General features: G+C 71.5%; 14 protein-coding genes and 2 pseudogenes. 12 read left to right on the forward strand and 4 right to left on the reverse strand.

Annotated features, from left to right (window positions below; genetic code table 11):
* The 3 genes and pseudogenes from G3I19_RS23985 to G3I19_RS23990 all read left to right on the forward strand — a co-directional run.
* A pseudogene (locus tag G3I19_RS23985) lies at nt 1-187 on the forward strand (MFS transporter); the annotation flags it as partial.
* A gap of 78 nt (nt 188-265) precedes the next feature.
* Nucleotides 266-391, forward strand: a pseudogene (locus G3I19_RS37675) (VOC family protein); the annotation flags it as partial.
* Between the two features lie 24 nt (nt 392-415).
* Nucleotides 416-1,273 carry a class I SAM-dependent methyltransferase gene (locus G3I19_RS23990; protein WP_164265764.1) on the forward strand — a complete coding sequence of 286 codons (858 nt, stop codon included), beginning with the start codon at nt 416-418 and terminating at the stop codon, nt 1,271-1,273.
* Nucleotides 1,274-1,346: 73 nt separating this feature from the next.
* Here G3I19_RS23990 and G3I19_RS23995 read toward each other — a convergent pair whose 3' ends face one another.
* Complete coding sequence (locus G3I19_RS23995) at nt 1,347-1,799, reverse strand: MerR family transcriptional regulator (RefSeq protein ID WP_164265765.1); 453 nt, start codon at nt 1,797-1,799, stop codon at nt 1,347-1,349.
* A 114-nt stretch (nt 1,800-1,913) separates the two neighbouring features.
* Here G3I19_RS23995 and G3I19_RS24000 point away from each other — a divergent pair, with 114 nt between their 5' ends.
* Nucleotides 1,914-2,819: an NADP-dependent oxidoreductase gene (locus G3I19_RS24000; protein ID WP_164265766.1), complete on the forward strand. Its 906-nt coding sequence runs from the start codon at nt 1,914-1,916 to the stop codon at nt 2,817-2,819.
* A 196-nt stretch (nt 2,820-3,015) separates the two neighbouring features.
* Here the strand turns inward: G3I19_RS24000 and G3I19_RS24005 are convergent, their stop codons facing one another.
* Complete coding sequence (locus G3I19_RS24005; protein ID WP_164265767.1) at nt 3,016-4,914, reverse strand: ABC transporter ATP-binding protein; 1,899 nt, start codon at nt 4,912-4,914, stop codon at nt 3,016-3,018.
* Nucleotides 4,911-6,749 carry an ABC transporter ATP-binding protein gene (locus tag G3I19_RS24010; RefSeq protein ID WP_164265768.1) on the reverse strand — a complete coding sequence of 613 codons (1,839 nt, stop codon included), beginning with the start codon at nt 6,747-6,749 and terminating at the stop codon, nt 4,911-4,913. Before G3I19_RS24010 ends, G3I19_RS24005 begins: the two co-directional genes overlap by 4 nt.
* Nucleotides 6,750-7,028: 279 nt before the next feature.
* Between G3I19_RS24010 and G3I19_RS24015 the strand changes: the two genes are divergently transcribed.
* The 4 genes from G3I19_RS24015 to G3I19_RS24030 are packed head-to-tail and all read left to right on the forward strand — an operon-like array spanning nt 7,029 to nt 10,699.
* Complete coding sequence (locus G3I19_RS24015; RefSeq protein ID WP_164265769.1) at nt 7,029-7,931, forward strand: ABC transporter ATP-binding protein; 903 nt, start codon at nt 7,029-7,031, stop codon at nt 7,929-7,931.
* The gene (locus tag G3I19_RS24020; protein ID WP_164265770.1) at nt 7,928-8,713 is read left to right on the forward strand and encodes an ABC transporter permease; all 786 of its coding nucleotides are present in this window, start codon (nt 7,928-7,930) and stop codon (nt 8,711-8,713) included. Before G3I19_RS24015 ends, G3I19_RS24020 begins: the two co-directional genes overlap by 4 nt.
* Before the next feature lie 35 nt (nt 8,714-8,748).
* Nucleotides 8,749-10,068 carry a sensor histidine kinase gene (locus G3I19_RS24025; RefSeq protein ID WP_164265771.1) on the forward strand — a complete coding sequence of 440 codons (1,320 nt, stop codon included), beginning with the start codon at nt 8,749-8,751 and terminating at the stop codon, nt 10,066-10,068.
* On the forward strand, nt 10,058-10,699 hold the full coding sequence (locus G3I19_RS24030; RefSeq protein WP_164265772.1) for a response regulator transcription factor: 642 nt from the start codon (nt 10,058-10,060) through the stop codon (nt 10,697-10,699). The genes G3I19_RS24025 and G3I19_RS24030 overlap by 11 nt, the downstream gene beginning before the upstream one ends.
* Nucleotides 10,700-10,749: 50 nt before the next feature.
* On the opposite strand, the gene glgX is transcribed toward G3I19_RS24030, so the two are convergent.
* A complete protein-coding gene (gene glgX, locus G3I19_RS24035) occupies nt 10,750-12,924 on the reverse strand; it encodes a glycogen debranching protein GlgX (protein WP_343235191.1) in 2,175 nt (724 codons plus the stop codon).
* A gap of 453 nt (nt 12,925-13,377) precedes the next feature.
* On the opposite strand from glgX, the gene G3I19_RS24040 reads away from it, so the two are divergent.
* The 4 genes from G3I19_RS24040 (at nt 13,378) to G3I19_RS24055 (ending at nt 17,596) form a co-directional block, all read left to right on the forward strand.
* A complete protein-coding gene (locus G3I19_RS24040) occupies nt 13,378-14,517 on the forward strand; it encodes an Ig-like domain-containing protein (RefSeq protein ID WP_164265776.1) in 1,140 nt (379 codons plus the stop codon).
* A 220-nt stretch (nt 14,518-14,737) separates the two neighbouring features.
* The gene (locus G3I19_RS24045; RefSeq protein WP_164265773.1) at nt 14,738-15,988 is read left to right on the forward strand and encodes an Ig-like domain-containing protein; all 1,251 of its coding nucleotides are present in this window, start codon (nt 14,738-14,740) and stop codon (nt 15,986-15,988) included.
* A 103-nt stretch (nt 15,989-16,091) separates the two neighbouring features.
* Nucleotides 16,092-16,859 carry an enoyl-CoA hydratase-related protein gene (locus G3I19_RS24050; protein WP_164265774.1) on the forward strand — a complete coding sequence of 256 codons (768 nt, stop codon included), beginning with the start codon at nt 16,092-16,094 and terminating at the stop codon, nt 16,857-16,859.
* A 221-nt stretch (nt 16,860-17,080) separates the two neighbouring features.
* Nucleotides 17,081-17,596, forward strand: a complete 516-nt coding sequence (locus G3I19_RS24055; protein WP_164265777.1) for an ATP-binding protein — start codon at nt 17,081-17,083, stop codon at nt 17,594-17,596.
* Nucleotides 17,597-17,975: the final 379 nt, after the last annotated feature.

Consider the following 17,975-nt stretch of genomic DNA (forward strand, 5'->3'; position numbering starts at 1 on the left):
CCACGGCGCCCTGCTCGCCTCGGCGCACCGCGCGTTCGTGCACGGCCTGGACTTCGCGGCGGTCGGCGCGGCGGTGGCGATGGCGGGAGCGGCGGTACTCTCGGTCGTCCTGCTGCGGGGAGCACGTGCGGCGGGGGAGCCGGACGGCAGCGCTGCGGGGCAGCACCCGGCAGCTGCGCGGGCGTAGACGGTGGACGGCAACCGGGAAGCAATCCGGCGGGTGTCCCGGGTGAAGAGGGCAGGCAGTTCAACGCCGGGCGCAGCCGCATTCCGTCCCGGTCCCGCCGTCGAGGTGGTCACGCCGTTCGGTGGCACCCATCACGGGACCGAGGAAATGACCGTCCGTGACCCCGACGGCCGACTGTGGAGCCTCCGGGCTCCAGCCAAGGACCGACCGCGACGGAAGAGGAGCATCATGGCTGACGAACAGACCGGGGCGCCGGACAGCACAGCGGTGCGTACGGCCCTCTGGCGGGCGATGCACGTGCAGGCCGACCCGCCGCCGCACGTGGTCGAGGACGAGGTCGGGCTGCGGCTGGTGGACCCCGGCGAGGAATGGCGGCGGCGCCCGGACATGGATCCGCACGCCACCAGCGGGTTCCGGGCGGCCATTGTGGCCCGTGCCCGTTTCATCGAGGACCTGGTCGTCGAGCAGGCCGGTCGCGGCGTCACGCAGTACGTCGTCCTGGGGGCCGGGCTCGACACCTTCGCCCAGCGCAGGCCCGAAGTCGCCTCCCGGCTCCGGGTGTTCGAGATCGACCAGCCCGGCACCCAGGCATGGAAGCGACGGCGCCTGATCGAGCTCGGCTACGGCATCCCCGACTGGCTGCGACTGGTACCGGTCGACTTCGAGGCGGGCGGCGACTGGTGGCAGCAGCTGTCCGACGCCGGTTTCGACCCCAGCCGACCGGCGGTCGTCGTCTGCACCGGCGTCACCATGTACCTCACCAAGGAGGCGACCGCGGCGACCCTGCGCCGGCTCGCCGGGCTGGCCCCCGGCTCGACACTCGCCATGACGTTCATGCTGCCGACCGAACTCATCGATGACGCCGACCGCCCCGCACTCGAGGCGACCAAGCCACAGGCGCAGGCAGCCGGAACGCCGTTCATCAGCTTCTACACCCCGCAGGAGATGCTGGCACTGGCCCGTGACGCCGGCTTCAAGAACGTGCACCATGTGCCGGGAACCGCCCTCGCCGAACGGTACTTCGCCGGCCGGGCCGACGGCCTCCGCCCGTCGAGCGGCGAGGATCTGCTGGTGGCCACCGTCTGACGCCCTTCGGACCCCGCAGGCCCGGAAGGGGGCCGATCATGAGCAGAGTGCACGGGCGGCCCTCACCCGTCCGTCACTCGGACACTCTGATGTCCGCCACTCCGAGTGCGGACGCGTGGCCGCTGCTCGGCGCAGCGCCGCCGCGAGCCGGGCCGTCCAACGCCCGTCCATGGTTGCACTCGGGTGGAGGGTTGCGTGTGGTGGCGATGACGTCGTCGAGCCGGTCGCGCGCAGCGAGGAGTTCGGTGATCCGTCCACTGATCCGCGCGCGCTCGCTCTCCAGCTGATCCAGCAGGCCCGGCGCCACCATGCCGGAGTACACGCATCGCAGCACCTCCCGTGCGGCCCTGCTCGGCAGCCCGGCGGCGAACAGTTGCTGGATCAGCCGCACCCGCTCGACAGCAGAGTCCGGATACTGGCGCTGCCCGCCGGAGCTTCGCTCGGCCTGCAACAGGTCCTGCTCCTCGTAGTAGCGCAGAGCCCTCACGCTCACCCCGGCCTGGTGGGCCACCTCACCGATCCGCACGCGCCCTCCCCTCTCCCGGTTGACGTCTCGACTTGCACCTCACGTCAACGTGAGGTTCTAGCGTAGTCGGCGTCAAGGCATACCGAGCCATCCGGACGAACAAGGCAGGTCATCATGCGCGCAGCCCGCTACCACGAGTACGGCGGCACGGACACCCTCGTCGTCGAGCAGGCCCCGGACCCGCTGCCCGGTCCCGGAGAGATCCGCGTCCGTGTCACGGCGGCCGGCGTCAACCCCGTCGACTGGAAGGTGCGCAACGGATCGGTGCGCGACTTCCTCCCGGTCGATCTGCCGGCGATCCCGGGACGCGATGCCGTAGGTCTGGTGGACAGGATCGGCGAGGGGGTCAGCTCGGTCGGCATCGGAGACCGCGTCTTCGGCCTGGGGGGAGTGACGGGCGCCACGGCCGAGCTGGCGGTCCTCTCGGCCTGGGCTCCCGCCCCCGCCAACTGGAGCGACGAGGAGGCTGCCGCAGCCGGCCTGGCGTCCGTGACGGCGCTGGGCGGACTCAGGGCGCTCGGTCAGATGGAGGGTCTCACGCTGCTGATCGAGGGGGCTGCCGGAGGCGTCGGCGGTGCGGCGGTCGAGATCGCCCGCGCTCTGGGGGCCACCGTGATCGGGACGGCCAGTGAGCGCAACCACGCGTATCTCACCTCGCTGGGCGCCCTTCCCGTCACCTACGGTGCCGGTCTCGCGGAACGTCTCGCCGGCCTGGCCCCGAACGGGGTCGACCTCGCCCTCGATGCCGCCGCTTCCGGCTCCCTGGCCGATCTCGTCGAGATCGTCGGCGGCCCGGACCGCGTGGTGACGGTCGCCGACCACGTAAACGCACAGCGGCTGGGGGTCCGGGTGGCCAACGCGGTCAACGATTCCACGCTCCTGGCCGAAGCGGGCGCCTTCGGCGAGCAGGGCCGCTATGTGCCGCGCATCGAGCAGACCTACCCCCTGGAGGAGATCGCGAAGGCGCACGCCCACTCCGAGCGCGGACACGTGCAGGGGAAGATCGTGGTCACCATCTGATCCCACCCGCCAGCCGCGTCGCCAACCTCACAGGGCAATACACCTAGCCCGGACCCGGCCCCGCCCCCTGCCCCGGACCGAGCCGGAGTCGGCCCGGGCCCGGCGGCGGACCGAGACCGAGACCGAGACCGAAACCGAAACCGAAACCGAGCCGGAGTCGGCCCGGGCCCGGCGGCGGTGGGCGCGCCGCTCGACGTCATCCCACCACGCTCTCCCGCCAGGCCCGGTGCAGGCCCGCGAACTGGCCGCTTCCGCCGATCAGCGCGTCCGGTGTGCCGTCCTCGACGATCCGGCCGCCCTCCATCACCAGTACCCGGTCGGCGATCTCCACCGTGGAGAGCCGGTGGGCGATCACGACCGCGGTGCGGCCGTGCAGCACCGTGTCCATGGCGTGCTGCACCGCCCGCTCGCCCGGGATGTCCAGCGAGCTGGTCGCCTCGTCGAGGATCAGTACCGCGGGGTCGGCGAGCAGGGCGCGGGCGAACGCCACCAGTTGCCGCTGGCCGGCGGAGATCCGGCCGCCGCGCTTGCGTACGTCCGTGTCGTACCCCTCCGGCAGCGCGCTGATGAAGTCGTGCGCGCCGATCGCCTTCGCCGCACGCTCGATCTCGGCGTGGCCGGCCTCCGGGCGGCCGATGGCGATGTTCTCGGCGATCGTCCCGGAGAAGAGGAACGCCTCCTGCGTCACCATGACGACCCCGCGCCGCAGTTCGGGCACGTCCAGGTCGTCGAGGCCCACCCCGTCGATCCGCACCTGGCCTTCGGTCGGGTCGTAGAACCGGGCGAGCAGCTTGGCGAGGGTCGACTTGCCTGCGCCGGTCGAGCCGACGACCGCGACGGTCTGGCCCGCCGGGATGGTGAGGTCGAAGCGCGGCAGCACCTCGCCGCCGGTGCGGTAGGCGAAGCGGACACCGTCGAACACGACCTCGCGGCCGGGGTGTTCGGACGCGAGGGCGGGCAGCGTACGCGGGGAGACCGGAGCCGGGACCGTCGGCTCCTGGGCCAGCAGGCCGGCGATCTTCTCCAGCGAAGCGGCCGCCGACTGGTACGAGTTGAGGAACATGCCCAACCGGTCGATCGGGTCGTACAGCCGCCGCAGATACAGCACCGATGCCGCCAGTACGCCGAGTTCGAGCCCGCCCCGGGTCACCCGGTAGGCGCCCCACAGGACGATGCCGGCGACCGCGGTGTTGGCGACCAGACGGGAGCCCGTCACATAGCGGGCCATCTCCAGCATGGAGTCGCCGTTGGCCCGCTCGTGGTGTCGGTTGAGCCGTTCGAACTCCGTGTCGTTGGCCCGCTCCCGGCGGAAGGCACGCACCGGCCGGATCCCGTTCATCGTCTCGGCGAACTTCACGATGACGGCGGCGATCGCCGTGGAGCGCCGGCTGAACACCACGGTGACGCGCCGCCGGTAGCGCCGGATCAGCAGATACAGCGGTACGAACGACAGCACCGCGACCGAGCCGAGCCCGGGGTCCAGCCAGAGCAGCATCGCGCAGATGTAGACGGCGGAGAGCACGACCCCGATCAGCTCCTGGAGGCCGTCGCTGAGCAGTTCGCGCAGCGACTCCACATCGCTGGTGGAGCGGGAGATCAGCCGGCCCGATGTGTAGCGCTCGTGGAAGTCCACGCTCAGCGCCTGGGCATGGCGGAAGATCCGGCCGCGCAGGTCCAGCAGCGCGCCCTGGTTCAGGCGGGCCGAGACCTGCACGAACGCGTACTGCAGGCCGCCGGAGAGCAGCGCGCTCGCGAGGTAGCCCACGCCCACCGCGATCAGCGGGCCGTGGTCGTTGTCGCGGAAGGCGGGGACGCCGGTGTCGATGGCGTACGCGACGAGCAGCGGCCCGGCCTGCACGGCCGCCTGCTGGATCAGCATCAGTACGGCGGAGACGATCGCCGCCGTACGGTGCGGTGCGATGAGCGAGCGCAGCAGGGCGCCGGTCGCGCCCGGTGGAGCGGGCAGGGCGTCCTTGTCGAACGGGTCGTCACCGGCCCGTCCCGGTCCGGCCGCGGTGCCCGCTGCGGGCCCGGCGGCGGGTGCGTCCCCCGGGTCCGGCTCCGCGGCCTCCCGGCCGTCGACTGTGGTGGTCATCGGGTCCCGTCCCCTTCGGCGCCGGACATCAGCCAGGCGTACTCGGCGTTGCTCTGCAGGAGTTCGTGATGGGTGCCGACCGCCGCGATGCGCCCGCCCGACAGGAGCGCGACCCGGTCGGCGAGCAGCACGGTGGACGGCCGGTGCGCGATGACGAGCGCCGTCGTCTCCGCGAGCACCCGGCGCAGGGCGGCCTCGACCAGCGCCTCGGTGTGCACGTCGAGCGCGGACAGCGGATCGTCGAGCACCAGGAACCGGGGCCGGCCGACGACCGCCCTGGCCAGTGCGAGCCGCTGGCGCTGCCCGCCCGACAGGCTCAGCCCCTGCTCACCGACCTGGGTGTCGGGGCCGTGCGGCAGCCGGTGTACGAAGTCGGCCTGGGCGGTCTCCAGAGCGCGCAGCAGCGCGTCGTCGTCCGCGCCCGCGTCGCCCATCCGGATGTTCTCGCCGACGCTCGCGGAGAAGAGGGTGGGCTCCTCGAAGGCGACCGACACCAGCTCGCGCAGCCGCTCACGGGGCATGGCGGTGATGTCGTGACCGTCGAGGGTGATGCGGCCCCCGGTGATCTCGTGCAGCCGTGGTACCAGCCCGGTGAGCGTGGTCTTGCCCGAACCGGTGGCGCCCACCAGGGCCAGGGTCTCGCCCGACCTGATGTGCAGATCGATGCCGCCCAGGACGGGCGGGGTGCCGGGGGCGGCGTCGGGGTAGCGGAACTCGACGCCCTCGAAGCGGAGGCCGCCGACGGGGGCGGGAGCAGGGGCGGGAGTAAGAGCAGGAGCGGTAGTAGGCGCAGGCGCAGGAGCAGGCGCCGTACCGGCCGTGCCGGCATCCGTCGCGTCCGACTCCTCGGCCACGTCGATCACCTCGAAGTACCGCTGGGTTGCGGTCGACGCGTCCTGGCTGATCGCCAGCAGGAAGCCGATCGACTCCACCGGCCAGCGCAGGGCGAGTGCCGTGGAGAGGAAGGCGACCAGGGTCCCGGCGGAGAGATGCCCGTCGGCGACCTGGACCGTACCGAGGACCAGGGCCGCGCCGATCGCCAGCTCGGGAATGGTGGTGATCACCGCCCAGATGCCCGCCAGCAGCCGGGCCTTGACCAGTTCCGTCGAGCGCAGCCGCCCCGACAGCTCGCGGAAGGCCAGGGCCTGGCTGCGGTGGCGACCGAAGCCCTTGATGATCCGGATGCCGAGCACGCTCTCCTCGACGACCGTGGTGATGTCTCCCACCTGGTCCTGGGAGACCCTGGCGACCTTGGAGTACCTCGTCTCGAAGACCTTGCAGATGATGACCAGCGGGATCGCGGGAGCCAGCAGCACCAGCCCGAGCGTCCACTGCTGCACCAGCAGGATGACGAAACCGACCACGATCGTCACCCCGTTGACCAGGAGGAACGTCAGCGGGAAGGCGAGGAACATCCGCACCATCATCAGATCGGTCGTGCCGCGCGACAGCAGTTGGCCGGACGGCCACCGGTCGTGGAAGGCCACCGGGAGGCGTTGCAGATGCCGGTAGAGGTCGGCCCGCATCGACGCCTCGACCCAGGACAGCGGCCGGGCGACCAGCCACCGCCGGAGACCGAAGAGCAGCGCCTCGGCGACCCCGAGCCCGAACAGCATCAGCGCACCGAGCAGGACGCCGCGGGCGTCCCGGCCGGCCACCGGGCCGTCGACGATCCACTTCAGTACGAGCGGGATGACCAGGCTCAGACAGGAGGCGATGACCGCCACGAACGCCGCGGTGGCCAGCCGTCTTCGCACCGGCCGTACGTACGGCCAGAGCCGCAGCAGAGAACGTACGCCGGAGAGTTGTCTGTCTGTTGCATGTGTTTCGGGCATCGCGCGCGAGCCTACGGTTCGGCACTGACAGTGCCCACCGGATTTCGCGGCAGCCCGCACGTCCGCCCGCACGCCTGCCCGTACGTCCGCCCGCACGCCTGCCCGTATGTCTGCCCCCGCTTCCGCCCGCACGCCTGCCCGTACCGTCCGCACGCCGGCCCGCACGTCTGCCCCCGCCTCCGCCCGCGAGGTCGTACCCCGGCATCAGCCGATCGGCTGATGCCGGTTCGAGCGCGATGGCGGATGCCGCTGGGCTCCGTTCCCCGGGAGCCTGTGGATATGGCAATCATCGAAGTGGGCGGGCTGCGGAAGGCGTACGGCGGCAGGCACGCCGTTGACGGGGTGTCCTTCGCCGTCGAGGTGGGGGAGATCTTCGGGATCCTCGGGCCGAACGGCGCGGGGAAGACCACGACAGTCGAGTGCATCGGGGGGCTGCGGGTGCCCGACGAGGGCGTGGTGCGGGTGGCCGGATTCGATCCGGTCGCCGACCACGCCCGGGTGACCCGGATCCTCGGCGCCCAGCTCCAGGAGAGCGAACTCCAGCCGAAGATCACCGTCCGTGAGGCGCTGGAGCTCTATTCGTCCTTCTACCCGCACCCGGCCGACTGGCGGCCGCTCGCCGAGCGGCTGGGCCTCGCCGAGAAGGCGGACTCCCGTTTCGCCAAGCTGTCCGGCGGCCAGAAGCAGCGGCTCTCCATCGCGCTGGCGCTCATCGGCAACCCCAAGGTGGTCGTGCTCGACGAGCTGACGACCGGGCTCGACCCGCGCGCCCGCCGCGACACCTGGGAGCTGATCGAGGACGTCAGGGACGGCGGGGTGACCGTCCTGCTCGTCACCCACTTCATGGAGGAGGCGCAGCGTCTCTGCGACCGCATCGCCGTCATCGACCGGGGCCGGGTCGCCGCGCTGGACACACCCGCCGGACTCATCCGCCGCTCGTCCGGTGCGACCGTCATCTCCTTCACCCCTTCGCAGCCGCTCGGCAACCGTGAACTGGACGCCCTGCCCGGCGCCGTCTCCGTACAGCACCGGGACGGCGCGGTGGTCATCGAAGGGACCGACGAGACGGTCAACGCCGTCATCACCCTGCTTGCCAGGCACCACATCACCGCCCACCAACTCCGGGTCACCGACGCCACGCTCGACGACGCGTTCCTGGACCTGACGGGAGCAGCAGCATGAGCACAGCGACCGCGACCACCCCGGCGAAGGCCACCACGCGGACCGGCGCATCCGCCGCCGTACTCCGGACCGAGCTGCGGCTCTTCCGCCGTGAACCGGCCACCATCTTCTGGGTGATGGTGTTCCCCACCATCCTCCTGGTGATCCTCGGCTCGATCCCCTCCTTCCGGGAGCACGACTCCTCCATCGGCGGCCAGACGCTCGTCAGCGCCTACGTCCCGGTCACCGTGCTGCTCGCGATGATCATGGCCGGGCTGCAGGCGATGCCCCAGGTGATCACCGGATACCGCGAGCGCGGGATCCTGCGCCGGATGTCCACCACACCGGTCAGGCCGCACGCGCTGCTCACCGCGCAGATGGGCCTGCACGGCGCCGCCGCGCTCGTCTCGACCGTGCTCTCGCTCACCGTCGCGCGGATCGCCTTCGAGGTCGCCCTGCCCCAGCAGATCCCCGGCTATCTGCTGTCGCTCGCCCTGTCGATCTGCGCCGCGCTGGCCCTGGGCTCGCTGGTGGCCGCACTGTCGCGCAACCAGAAGGTGGCGAACGCGATCGGCTCGGCCGTCCTCTTCCCGATGATGTTCTGCGCCGGGGTCTGGCTGCCCGTCCAGGCCATGCCGGACGCCCTGGCGCACATCGTCGAGATGACCCCCTTCGGCGCGGCGGCGCAGGCACTCAACGGGGCCGCGACCGGCAGCTGGCCCGGCTGGACCCACCTGGGTGTGCTCGCCGTGTGGACACTGCTGCTGTCCGCCGGTGCCAACCGCTGGTTCCGCTGGGAGTGACGGTGGCCATCGGCCGGTACGGGCAGACTGGATGGATGACATCGGACCTGACGGGCCCCGCCGCCCGGCCCGGCCGAGAGGCCGCGCCCCCGGCCGCCGGCCCTCTGGCCGCTGCCAGGGCGGGCATCGGGTGGGCGGCCTTCCACCGGTACGGACCGTACGCGCTGCTCGCCATCGCCACCCTCGCCGGGTGCGCCACCGCCGCCGTGCTGCACATGAGCCGGTCCGAACTGGTCGCGGTCGCCGCCCTCACCGTCGCCGGTGCCGTCCTCCAGCTGTGGTGGGGCCACGCGGCCCGCACCCGGCCGGAACCATCGAAGGCCAGTACCTGCTACTACGCGCTGCACTGGGCGCTCGCCTTCGCGCTGACCTGGCTGAACCCCTTCTACGCGTTCTACGCGGTCACCGGCTACTTCGGCGCGGAGCGGCTGCTGCCCCGCCGGCTGGTACGGATCGGGCTGCTCGCCACCGCCGTCACCATGTCGGGCTCCCAGTCCGGCGGGCTGCCACCCGGCGGCCCCATGGGCTGGGTGGTCTTCGGCGCGCTGTTCGGCGTCAACATCACCCTGGTCATCGTCTTCGCCCATCTCGCCGCCCTGGAGGACGAGCGCGCCGTGGAGCAGGCCGAGACCATCGGTGAGCTGGAGCGCACCAACGTCCGCCTCCAGCAGGCGCTCGACGAGAACGCCGCCCTGCACGCCCAGCTCCTGGTCCAGGCGCGGGAGGCCGGCGTCGCCGACGAGCGCCGCAGGCTGGCCGCCGAGATCCACGACACCATCGCGCAGGGGCTGGCCGGCATCATCACCCAGCTCCAGGTGGTCTCCGTCACCAGGACCCCCGACGCCGCCCGCGAACACCTCGCCCGCGCCCAGGAACTGGCCCGCCACAGCCTGGGCGAGGCCCGCCGCTCGGTGCAGAACCTCAGCCCGGTCGCCCTGGCCGACGACTCACTCCCGGAAGCGCTCGGGAAGCTGGTCGCCCAGTGGTCGGCGGAGGCGGGCGTCCACGCCGGGTTCACCGTCACCGGCACCGTCGAACCGCTCCACGACGAGGTGGAGGCCACCCTGCTCCGGATCGCGCAGGAGGCCCTCACCAACACCGGACGGCACGCCGGAGCGGCCCGGGTCGGGGTCACCCTCTCGTACATGGACGGCGAGATGACCCTGGACGTACGCGACGACGGCCGCGGCTTCGACCCGCTCGCACTGCCGCCGCGCAGCGCCGAAGGGGGCTTCGGCCTCGGCGGGATGTGCGCCCGCGCCGAACGGATCGCGGGCACGGTCGCGGTCGAGTCCGAACCGGGGCACGGCACAGCGGTGTCGGCTCGCGTACCTTTGGTCCGCCATGAACTCTGACGTCATCACCCTGCTGATCGTCGACGACCACCCGGTGGTCCGGGACGGTCTGCGCGGCATGTTCGCCGACGCCCCCGGTTTCCAGGTGCTCGGCGAGGCCGCCGACGGCGTCGCGGCCGTCGAGCTGACCGGACGGCTCGACCCCGACGTGGTCCTCATGGACCTGCGGATGCCGGGCGGCAACGGGGTGGACGCCATCGCCGAGCTGGCCCGCCGCGGCAGCCGCGCCAAGGTACTCGTCCTGACGACGTACGACACGGACTCCGACACCCTCCCGGCCATCGAGGCGGGCGCCACCGGCTACCTCCTCAAGGACGCCCCGCGCGACGAGCTCTTCACCGCGGTGCGGGCCGCGGCCGACGGCCGTACGGTGCTCTCCCCGGCGGTCGCCTCCCGGCTGGTCTCCCGGGTGCGCACCCCGGCGGCGCCGGGCCACGACGCGCTGAGCACCCGTGAACGTGAGGTGCTCGTGCTGGTCGCCAGGGGCACGTCCAACCGCGACATCGCCCGTGAGCTGTTCATCAGCGAGGCGACCGTCAAGACCCATCTGACCCATATCTACGGGAAGCTGGACGTCAAGGACCGGGCGGCGGCCGTCGCGGTGGCGTACGACCGCAAGATCCTCGGCTGAGGCCGGGGCCGGGACTCAGGCCGAATCCGGGCGGGCCCGCCCGGCCCGCCTCAGCTCCGCACCTTCAGCAGCAGCACCGACCGGGCCGGGACCGTGAGCACGGCGCCGCCCCGGTGCAGGGTGCCGGGCGCCGCGCCCTGGTCGTCCAGTGAGGTGTCGACGAGCAGTTCGTAGGAGTCCGCCCACGGAGCCCCGGGGAGCAGGAAGTCCACCGGGTGCTCAGCCGAGTGCAGCACGGTCAGGAAGCTGTCGTCGGTGATCCGCTCGCCCCTGGCGTCCCGGCCGGGGATGTCGCCCCCCGAGAGATAGACGCCGAGCGTGGCCGTGGGCGCGTACCAGTCCTGCTCGGTCATCTCCCGGCCGTACGGGGTGAACCACGCGAGGTCGCGCAGCCCGTCGACCGCCCGCGCCCCGGAGAAGAACGCCCGGCGGCGCAGCACCGGATGGGCGTGGCGCAGCGCCAGCAGCCGGGAGGTGAGGCCGAGCAGCATCCGCGGACCCGGCTCGTCGAGCAGGCTCCAGTCGACCCAGCTGACCTCGTTGTCCTGGCAGTACGCGTTGTTGTTGCCGCCCTGCGTCCGCCCCATCTCGTCACCCGCGACGAGCATCGGCACCCCGGTCGACACGAGCAGCGTCGTCAGCAGCGAGCGCAGCTGGCGCCGGCGCAGCGCGCCGACCTCGGGGTCGTCGGTCCCGCCCTCGGCGCCGCAGTTCCACGAACGGTTGTCGTCGGTGCCGTCCCGGTTGTCCTCGCCGTTGGCCTCGTTGTGCTTGTGTTCGTAGGAGACCAGGTCGCGCAGGGTGAACCCGTCGTGCGCCGTGATGAAGTTGACGGACGCCTGCGGCCGCCGCCCGCCCCACGCGTACAGATCGCTGGATCCGGAGAGCCGGTACCCCAGATCGCGTACGTCGGGCAGCGCGCCCCGCCAGAAGTCCCGCACCGCGTCCCGGTAGCGGTCGTTCCACTCCGTCCACAGCGGCGGGAAGGCGCCCACCTGGTAGCCGCCGCTGCCCACGTCCCACGGTTCGGCGATCAGCTTCACCCGCCGCAGCACCGGGTCCTGGGCGATCACCGCGAGGAACGGCGAGAGCATGTCGACGTCGTGGAAGGACCGGGCCAGCGCCGCGGCCAGATCGAAGCGGAAGCCGTCCACGCCCATCTCGGTGACCCAGTAGCGCAGCGAGTCCGTGATGAGCCGCAACACATGGGGCTGCACCACATGCAGGGTGTTGCCGCAGCCGGTGTAGTCGGCGTACCGGCGCGGGTCGTCCTGGAGCCGGTAGTAGCCGCGGTTGTCGATCCCGCGCAGGGACAGCATCGGGCCCAGCTCGCCCGCCTCCGCCGTGTGGTTGTAGACGACGTCGAGAATGACCTCGATCCCGGCCGCGTGCAGCGCCTGCACCATCCTCTTGAACTCGCCGACCTGTTCGCCGCCGGTCCCGGACGCCGCGTACCCGGCGTGCGGGGCGAAGTAGCCGACCGAGTTGTAGCCCCAGTAGTTCCGCAGCCCCCGCCGCAGCAGATGGTCCTCGTGCGCGAACTGGTGGACCGGCAGCAGCTCGACCGCCGTCACCCCGAGCCGTACGAGATGGCCGATGGCCGCCGGGTGCGCCAGACCCGCGTACGTTCCCCGCAGCTCCTCCGGGACCCCGGGGTGCCGCTTGGTGAAGCCGCGCACATGCAGCTCGTAGATGACGGTGTCCGCCCAGGGCGTCTTGGGCCGCAGGTCGTCCGCCCACTCGTCGCCGGGGGTGTCGTCGTGGACGACGACGCCCTTGGGCACGTACGGCGCCGAGTCCCGCTCGTCGCGCACGGTGTCGGCGACCGCCTGGTCGGGCCAGTCCCTGACGTGTCCGTACACCTCGGGCGGCAGCCGGAACTCGCCGTCCACGGCGCGCGCGTACGGGTCGAGGAGCAGCTTCGCCGCATTCCAGCGGGCCCCCGTCCACGGGTCCCAGCGGCCCCTGACGCGGTAGCCGTACCGCTGCCCAGGCCGCACCCCCGGCAGGAATCCGTGCCAGATCTCATGGGTCAGCTCGGCCAGCGCGCAGCGGGTCTCACGGCCCGCGCTGTCGAAGAGGCAGAGCTCGACGGCCTCGGCGCCGCCCGCCCAGAGCGCGAAATTGGTCCCCGCGACGCCGTCGGGGCCCACCCGGTAGCGCGCGCCCAGCGGCACGGGCGTACCGGGCCACACGGTCACCGCGTCCGGCCCAGTGGCGGACACCGTGTCCGGCCCGGCGGAAGGCTCCAGTTCCGGCCCGGCCCCGGTCACGGTGTCCGGCACCGCCCCGGTGGCGGCTTCCCGCACCGCATCGGGCACCGCATTGAGCGCGGCACCGGGCACGACATCGGGTACGGCACCGGGCACGGCGTCGGCCGCGGCTTCCCGCACCGCATCGGGCACGACATCGGGTACGGCCCGCACCGTTTCCGGTACGGTCTCCTGCTCGGCTGCGCTCGACACCTGTCGGCCTCCCGCGGCTCATCGGGACCGGCGGCGCGTCGGGCCACGGCGTCCCGGCCGCGGCTCCTCGCATGGTCCTCGCTCTTGTTCTGCCCGCAACAACCGGCAATCTCACGTTTCCCCCGCAGGGGGGTGGTCGTTGAGCGGTCCGTGAGACAACTGACAAAGCGGACACGGGCGGGCGTCGCTGCCACGCTGGTATGGGCGGCACTGATGGCCGGTACGGCGGGATGCGGATCCTTCTCCGACGGAAAACCGCGCGCCCCGGAAGACGCGATCCAAGTGATGCCGGACGACGGCGCGAAGAACATCGGCGCGCGGGACAAGGTCGAGGTACGGGTACCGGACGGGCGGCGGCTCGAACAGGTCACGGTCTACAGCGTCATGGACGGGCACCGCGAGGTGCTCCCCGGCAGCGTCTCGGACGACGGCAGGACCTGGAAGCCGGACGGCGGCCGGCTGGGCCTCGCGTCCGAGTACTCCGTGGACGCGGTGGCATCCGACGGGGACGGCCACACCCTGGCCCGCCACACCACCTTCACCACCTTCGTCCCGCCGCACCGCTTCATCGGCTACTTCACGCCGGAGAACGCCTCGACCGTCGGCACCGGCATGATCGTTTCCTTCAACTTCAACCGGCCCGTCGAGAACCGGGCGGCCGTGGAGCGGGCGATCCACGTCACCGCCACCCCTTCGGTACCGGTCGGGGGCCACTGGTTCGGCAAGAGCCGGCTGGACTTCCGTCCGAGCGCGTACTGGAAGCCGGGCACCCGGGTCTCCGTCGGGATGCGGCTGCGCGACGTCCAGGCGGCGCCCGGGGTGTACGGGATCCAGCAGAAGACCATCGGCTTCACGGTGGGCCGCTCGCAGGTCTCCCTGGTCGACGCAGCGGCGCACACCATGACGGTACGGCGCGACGGCGCACTCCTGACGACCCTGCCGGTCACCGCGGGCGCCGCGAAACACACCACGTACAACGGCAGGATGGTCGTCATGGAGAAGCACGCCGTGACCCGGATGAACGGCCGGACGGTCGGCTTCGGCGGTGAGTACGACATCCCGGACGTCCCGCACGCGATGCGGCTGACCAACTCGGGGACCTTCCTGCACGGCAACTACTGGGCGCCCGCCCGTACCTTCGGCACCTCCAACACCAGCCACGGCTGCGTCGGGCTGCGCGATGTGCGCGGCGGCAGCGCCACTACCCCGGCCGGCTGGCTCTACGACCACACGCTGATCGGCGATGTGGTCGAGGTCGTCAACTCACCGGACACGAAGGTCGCCCCGGACAACGGGCTCAGCGGCTGGAACCTGGACTGGGCCCACTGGAAGTCCGGCTCCGCGCTCGGCTAGGACCGGATCCAGGTCAGGTGCGTACGGATCCCCGCTGCCGTCTGCCCGCCGTACCCCCATGACCTGCGCGCCCGCGCCCGGTTGGAACGGAACAGTGACATTGCCGGGGAGGCCGGTGGGCCCGTGCTGCGCTTATTCTGTGCCCCAGTGCGCGCGGACACGGCGCGCGGGGGTACGTGCACCGGCGGCGCCGGGATGTGCGCGAGGGGAGACCACCATCTTGAACGGGCGACCGATATCGGGGACATCGGCCGGCGGCCGGCCCGCGCGCGGGCCGTGGCGCGCGGGACGCGGACTGCCGGCTCTGCTGCTGGGCACGCTGCTGCTGGTCACGGCGTGCGGCGGGTCGGGCGGCGGCAGCGGTGACAAGGCGAAACAGGGCGCGGCCAAGGAGGCGGAGTCCACGGCATCGCAGGCCGTCGTGACGGTGTCTCCGAAGGACGGCGCCGAGTCGGTGGCCACCAGCGACGCGCTGAAGGTCACGGCGGACAAGGGCCGGCTGACCTCCGTCACGGTCAAGGACGCCAAGGGCAACGAGGTCCCGGGCCGGATCGCGGTGGGCGGCGCCGGCTGGCAGCCGCTCCAGCATCTGCCCGCCGCCACCAGGTTCAAGGTGCACGCGGTCGCCAAGGACGCCAAGGGCCGGGAGTCGGCGAAGGACACGTCCTTCACCACGCTGGTGCCGAAGAACACCTTCGTCGCGCAGTACACACCGGAGGACGGCTCGACGGTCGGTGTCGGAATGCCGGTCTCGATCCACTTCACCCGGGGGATCACCCACCCCGCGGACGTCGAGGACGCGATCAAGGTGACGGCCGATCCCGCCGTGCCGGTCGAGGGCCACTGGTTCGGCAACGACCGGCTCGACATCCGCCCCGAGAAGTACTGGGCGGCCGGCACCAAGGTGACGGTGAAGCTGAACCTCGACGGGGTCGAGGGCCGGCCCGGCGTGTACGGGAAGCAGACCAGGACCGTGAAGTTCACCGTGGGCCGCTCCATGGTCTCCACGGTGGACGCGGACAAGCACACCATGAAGGTCGTCAAGGACGGAAAGCTGATCAGGACCATCCCGATCAGCGCGGGCGCCCCGGCGACCACGACGTACAACGGCCAGATGGTCATCAGTGAGAAGTACGCGGTGACCCGGATGAACGGCGCCACGGTCGGCTTCGGCGGTGAGTACGACATCAAGGACGTGCCGCACGCGATGCGGCTGTCGGACTCCGGCACCTTCGTGCACGGCAACTACTGGGCGGGTACCAGCACGTTCGGCGCCGCCAACACCAGCCACGGCTGTGTCGGCCTGCACGATGTGCGCGGCGGCTGGAGCAAGGAGACCCCGGCGGCCTGGTACTACAACAGGTCGATCGTCGGTGACGTGGTGATCGTCAAGAACTCGCACGACAGGACGATCCAGCCGGACAACGGGCTCAACGGCTGGAACATGTCCTGGGCGGACTGGAAGAAGTAACACGCGCGAAGCAACACGCCGGAGGCGAACCCTTCCCGCGGCCCGGTGCACTGTGACCAAGTGCACCGGGCCGCACCGCGTTAGCCGCCGTTAACCTGCTGTCATGACAGTCACCCTCGAAGTCTCCGAAGGCGTCGGCACCATCCGTCTGGACCGCCCGCCGATGAACGCACTCAACGTCGCCATCCAGGACCGGCTCCGCGAGCTCGCCGAAGAGGTATCCCACCGCGACGACGTACGCGCCGTGGTGCTCTACGGCGGTGAGAAGGTGTTCGCCGCCGGAGCGGACATCAAGGAGATGCAGGTCATGGACCATGCGGCGATGGTCGTACGCTCCCGGGCCCTGCAGGAATCCTTCACCGCTGTGGCCCGCATCCCCAAGCCTGTGGTCGCCGCGGTCACCGGATACGCACTGGGCGGCGGCTGTGAACTGGCGCTCTGCGCCGACTTCCGTATCGCGGCAGACAACGCCAAGCTCGGCCAGCCGGAGATCCTGCTCGGTCTGATCCCCGGCGCCGGCGGCACCCAGCGGCTCTCCCGGCTGATCGGCCCGTCCAAGGCCAAGGACCTGATCTTCACGGGCCGTCAGGTCAAGGCGCCCGAGGCGCTCGCTCTCGGTCTGGTCGACCGGGTCGTGCCCGCGGCCGAGGTGTACGAGCAGGCGCACGCCTGGGCGGCCCGGCTCGCCCAGGGCCCCGCCATCGCACTGCGCGCCGCCAAGGAATCCGTCGACGCGGGTCTGGAGACCGATCTCGACACCGGACTTGCCATCGAACGCACCTGGTTCGCCGGTCTCTTCGCGACGGAGGACCGCGAACGGGGCATGCGCAGCTTCGTCGAAGAGGGTCCTGGCAAGGCCAAGTTCCGCTGAGGCGTACCCGGTTGGGTGGATTAGCTGGGCCTTAAGAGAACCTTAAGGAGTGAGTGATCTTGGTCCTTGAATTTCGTTCATGAGGGTGGAGTCTTCGCAGCTCAGGATGGGTGTGACGGCCCTTGCAATGCCAAGCGCATATGCCAAGGAGCAGGGTGTCCGACTCCGGAATGCAGTTGCGGATTCCCCCGGAACGGCCCCGGAGGCCGCTTCGGGCCGCCATGATGGGGGGCATGGCGGGCCTGGAGGGTGTGGAACAACCGCGGCAGCGCGCTCGTGCGGATGTCGCGCGATGCGTACCGGCCGTTGAGGACGAACAGGCTCTGAAAGCACTGGAGTTGTTCGGCAGTCCAACGGAGGGCGAGGTGCGTCTGGCGTCCCGCCCGGAGTCCGCGGCGACCGCGCGGCGGCTCACCCAGGGCGTCGTGCTGCGTCAGTGGGGGCTCTCGCCGCAGACCGCCGAGCACGCGGTGTTACTGGTCTCGGAGCTCGTCGGAAACGCCGTCCGCCATACCGGAGCCCGGGTCTTCGGGCTCCGGATGCTGCGCCGCAGGGGCTGGATCCGGGTCGAGGTGCGCGATCCGTCGCGCGGGCTGCCCTGTCTGATGCCGGTCCAGCCGATGGACGTCAGCGGTCGCGGTCTCTTCCTGGTCGACAAGCTCTCGGACCGCTGGGGGGTGGACCTGCTGCCGCGCGGCAAGACCACCTGGTTCGAGATGCGGGTCGTCGACCGCTAGCCACGCCGACCCGGGCGAGCTCTGTGACCCGGACCGCTCACCGCCGGTGTGCCACCCGGTTGCACCCAAGCCGGATCGCGGCGTGGCTGCTGTGAATCTCAGGTGAAGCGAGTATCCCGCCTGTAAATCTACGGACGCTTACGGGGTGGGGTGGCTGATTTGCCGGATCCGGTCTCGGTCGACCGCGTCTGAGGGCCGCGTGTCACCGGCCGAGGGGGGCGGGCAAAAAGGGCTGGTTTCGGCGATTCCTCATTAAATGGTCGCGTGACTGAGATGAGCCGCCGCAGCGCACTGCGGGCAGGAGCCGGCGTGGCCGTCGCCGGGACGTTCGCCGCCGGGTGTTCCGGCGGCGGCGCGCCCGCCGCCGCCCCGTCCCCGG

It is taken from the genome of Streptomyces sp. SID10853 (genome assembly GCF_010548145.1).
Classification (GTDB): domain Bacteria; phylum Actinomycetota; class Actinomycetes; order Streptomycetales; family Streptomycetaceae; genus Streptomyces.

What these genes read in the sequence shown, in the direction of transcription:
- G3I19_RS23990 (WP_164265764.1), top strand. Translation starts at nt 416, where the DNA reads ATGGCTGACGAACAGACCGGGGCGCCGGACAGCACAGCGGTGCGTACG.
- G3I19_RS24000 (WP_164265766.1), top strand. Translation starts at nt 1,914, where the DNA reads ATGCGCGCAGCCCGCTACCACGAGTACGGCGGCACGGACACCCTCGTC.
- G3I19_RS24005 (WP_164265767.1), bottom strand. Translation starts at nt 4,914, where the DNA reads ATGACCACCACAGTCGACGGCCGGGAGGCCGCGGAGCCGGACCCGGGG.
- G3I19_RS24010 (WP_164265768.1), bottom strand. Translation starts at nt 6,749, where the DNA reads ATGCCCGAAACACATGCAACAGACAGACAACTCTCCGGCGTACGTTCT.
- G3I19_RS24015 (WP_164265769.1), top strand. Translation starts at nt 7,029, where the DNA reads ATGGCAATCATCGAAGTGGGCGGGCTGCGGAAGGCGTACGGCGGCAGG.
- G3I19_RS24020 (WP_164265770.1), top strand. Translation starts at nt 7,928, where the DNA reads ATGAGCACAGCGACCGCGACCACCCCGGCGAAGGCCACCACGCGGACC.
- G3I19_RS24025 (WP_164265771.1), top strand. Translation starts at nt 8,749, where the DNA reads ATGACATCGGACCTGACGGGCCCCGCCGCCCGGCCCGGCCGAGAGGCC.
- G3I19_RS24030 (WP_164265772.1), top strand. Translation starts at nt 10,058, where the DNA reads ATGAACTCTGACGTCATCACCCTGCTGATCGTCGACGACCACCCGGTG.
- G3I19_RS24040 (WP_164265776.1), top strand. Translation starts at nt 13,378, where the DNA reads ATGGCCGGTACGGCGGGATGCGGATCCTTCTCCGACGGAAAACCGCGC.
- G3I19_RS24050 (WP_164265774.1), top strand. Translation starts at nt 16,092, where the DNA reads ATGACAGTCACCCTCGAAGTCTCCGAAGGCGTCGGCACCATCCGTCTG.
- G3I19_RS24055 (WP_164265777.1), top strand. Translation starts at nt 17,081, where the DNA reads ATGATGGGGGGCATGGCGGGCCTGGAGGGTGTGGAACAACCGCGGCAG.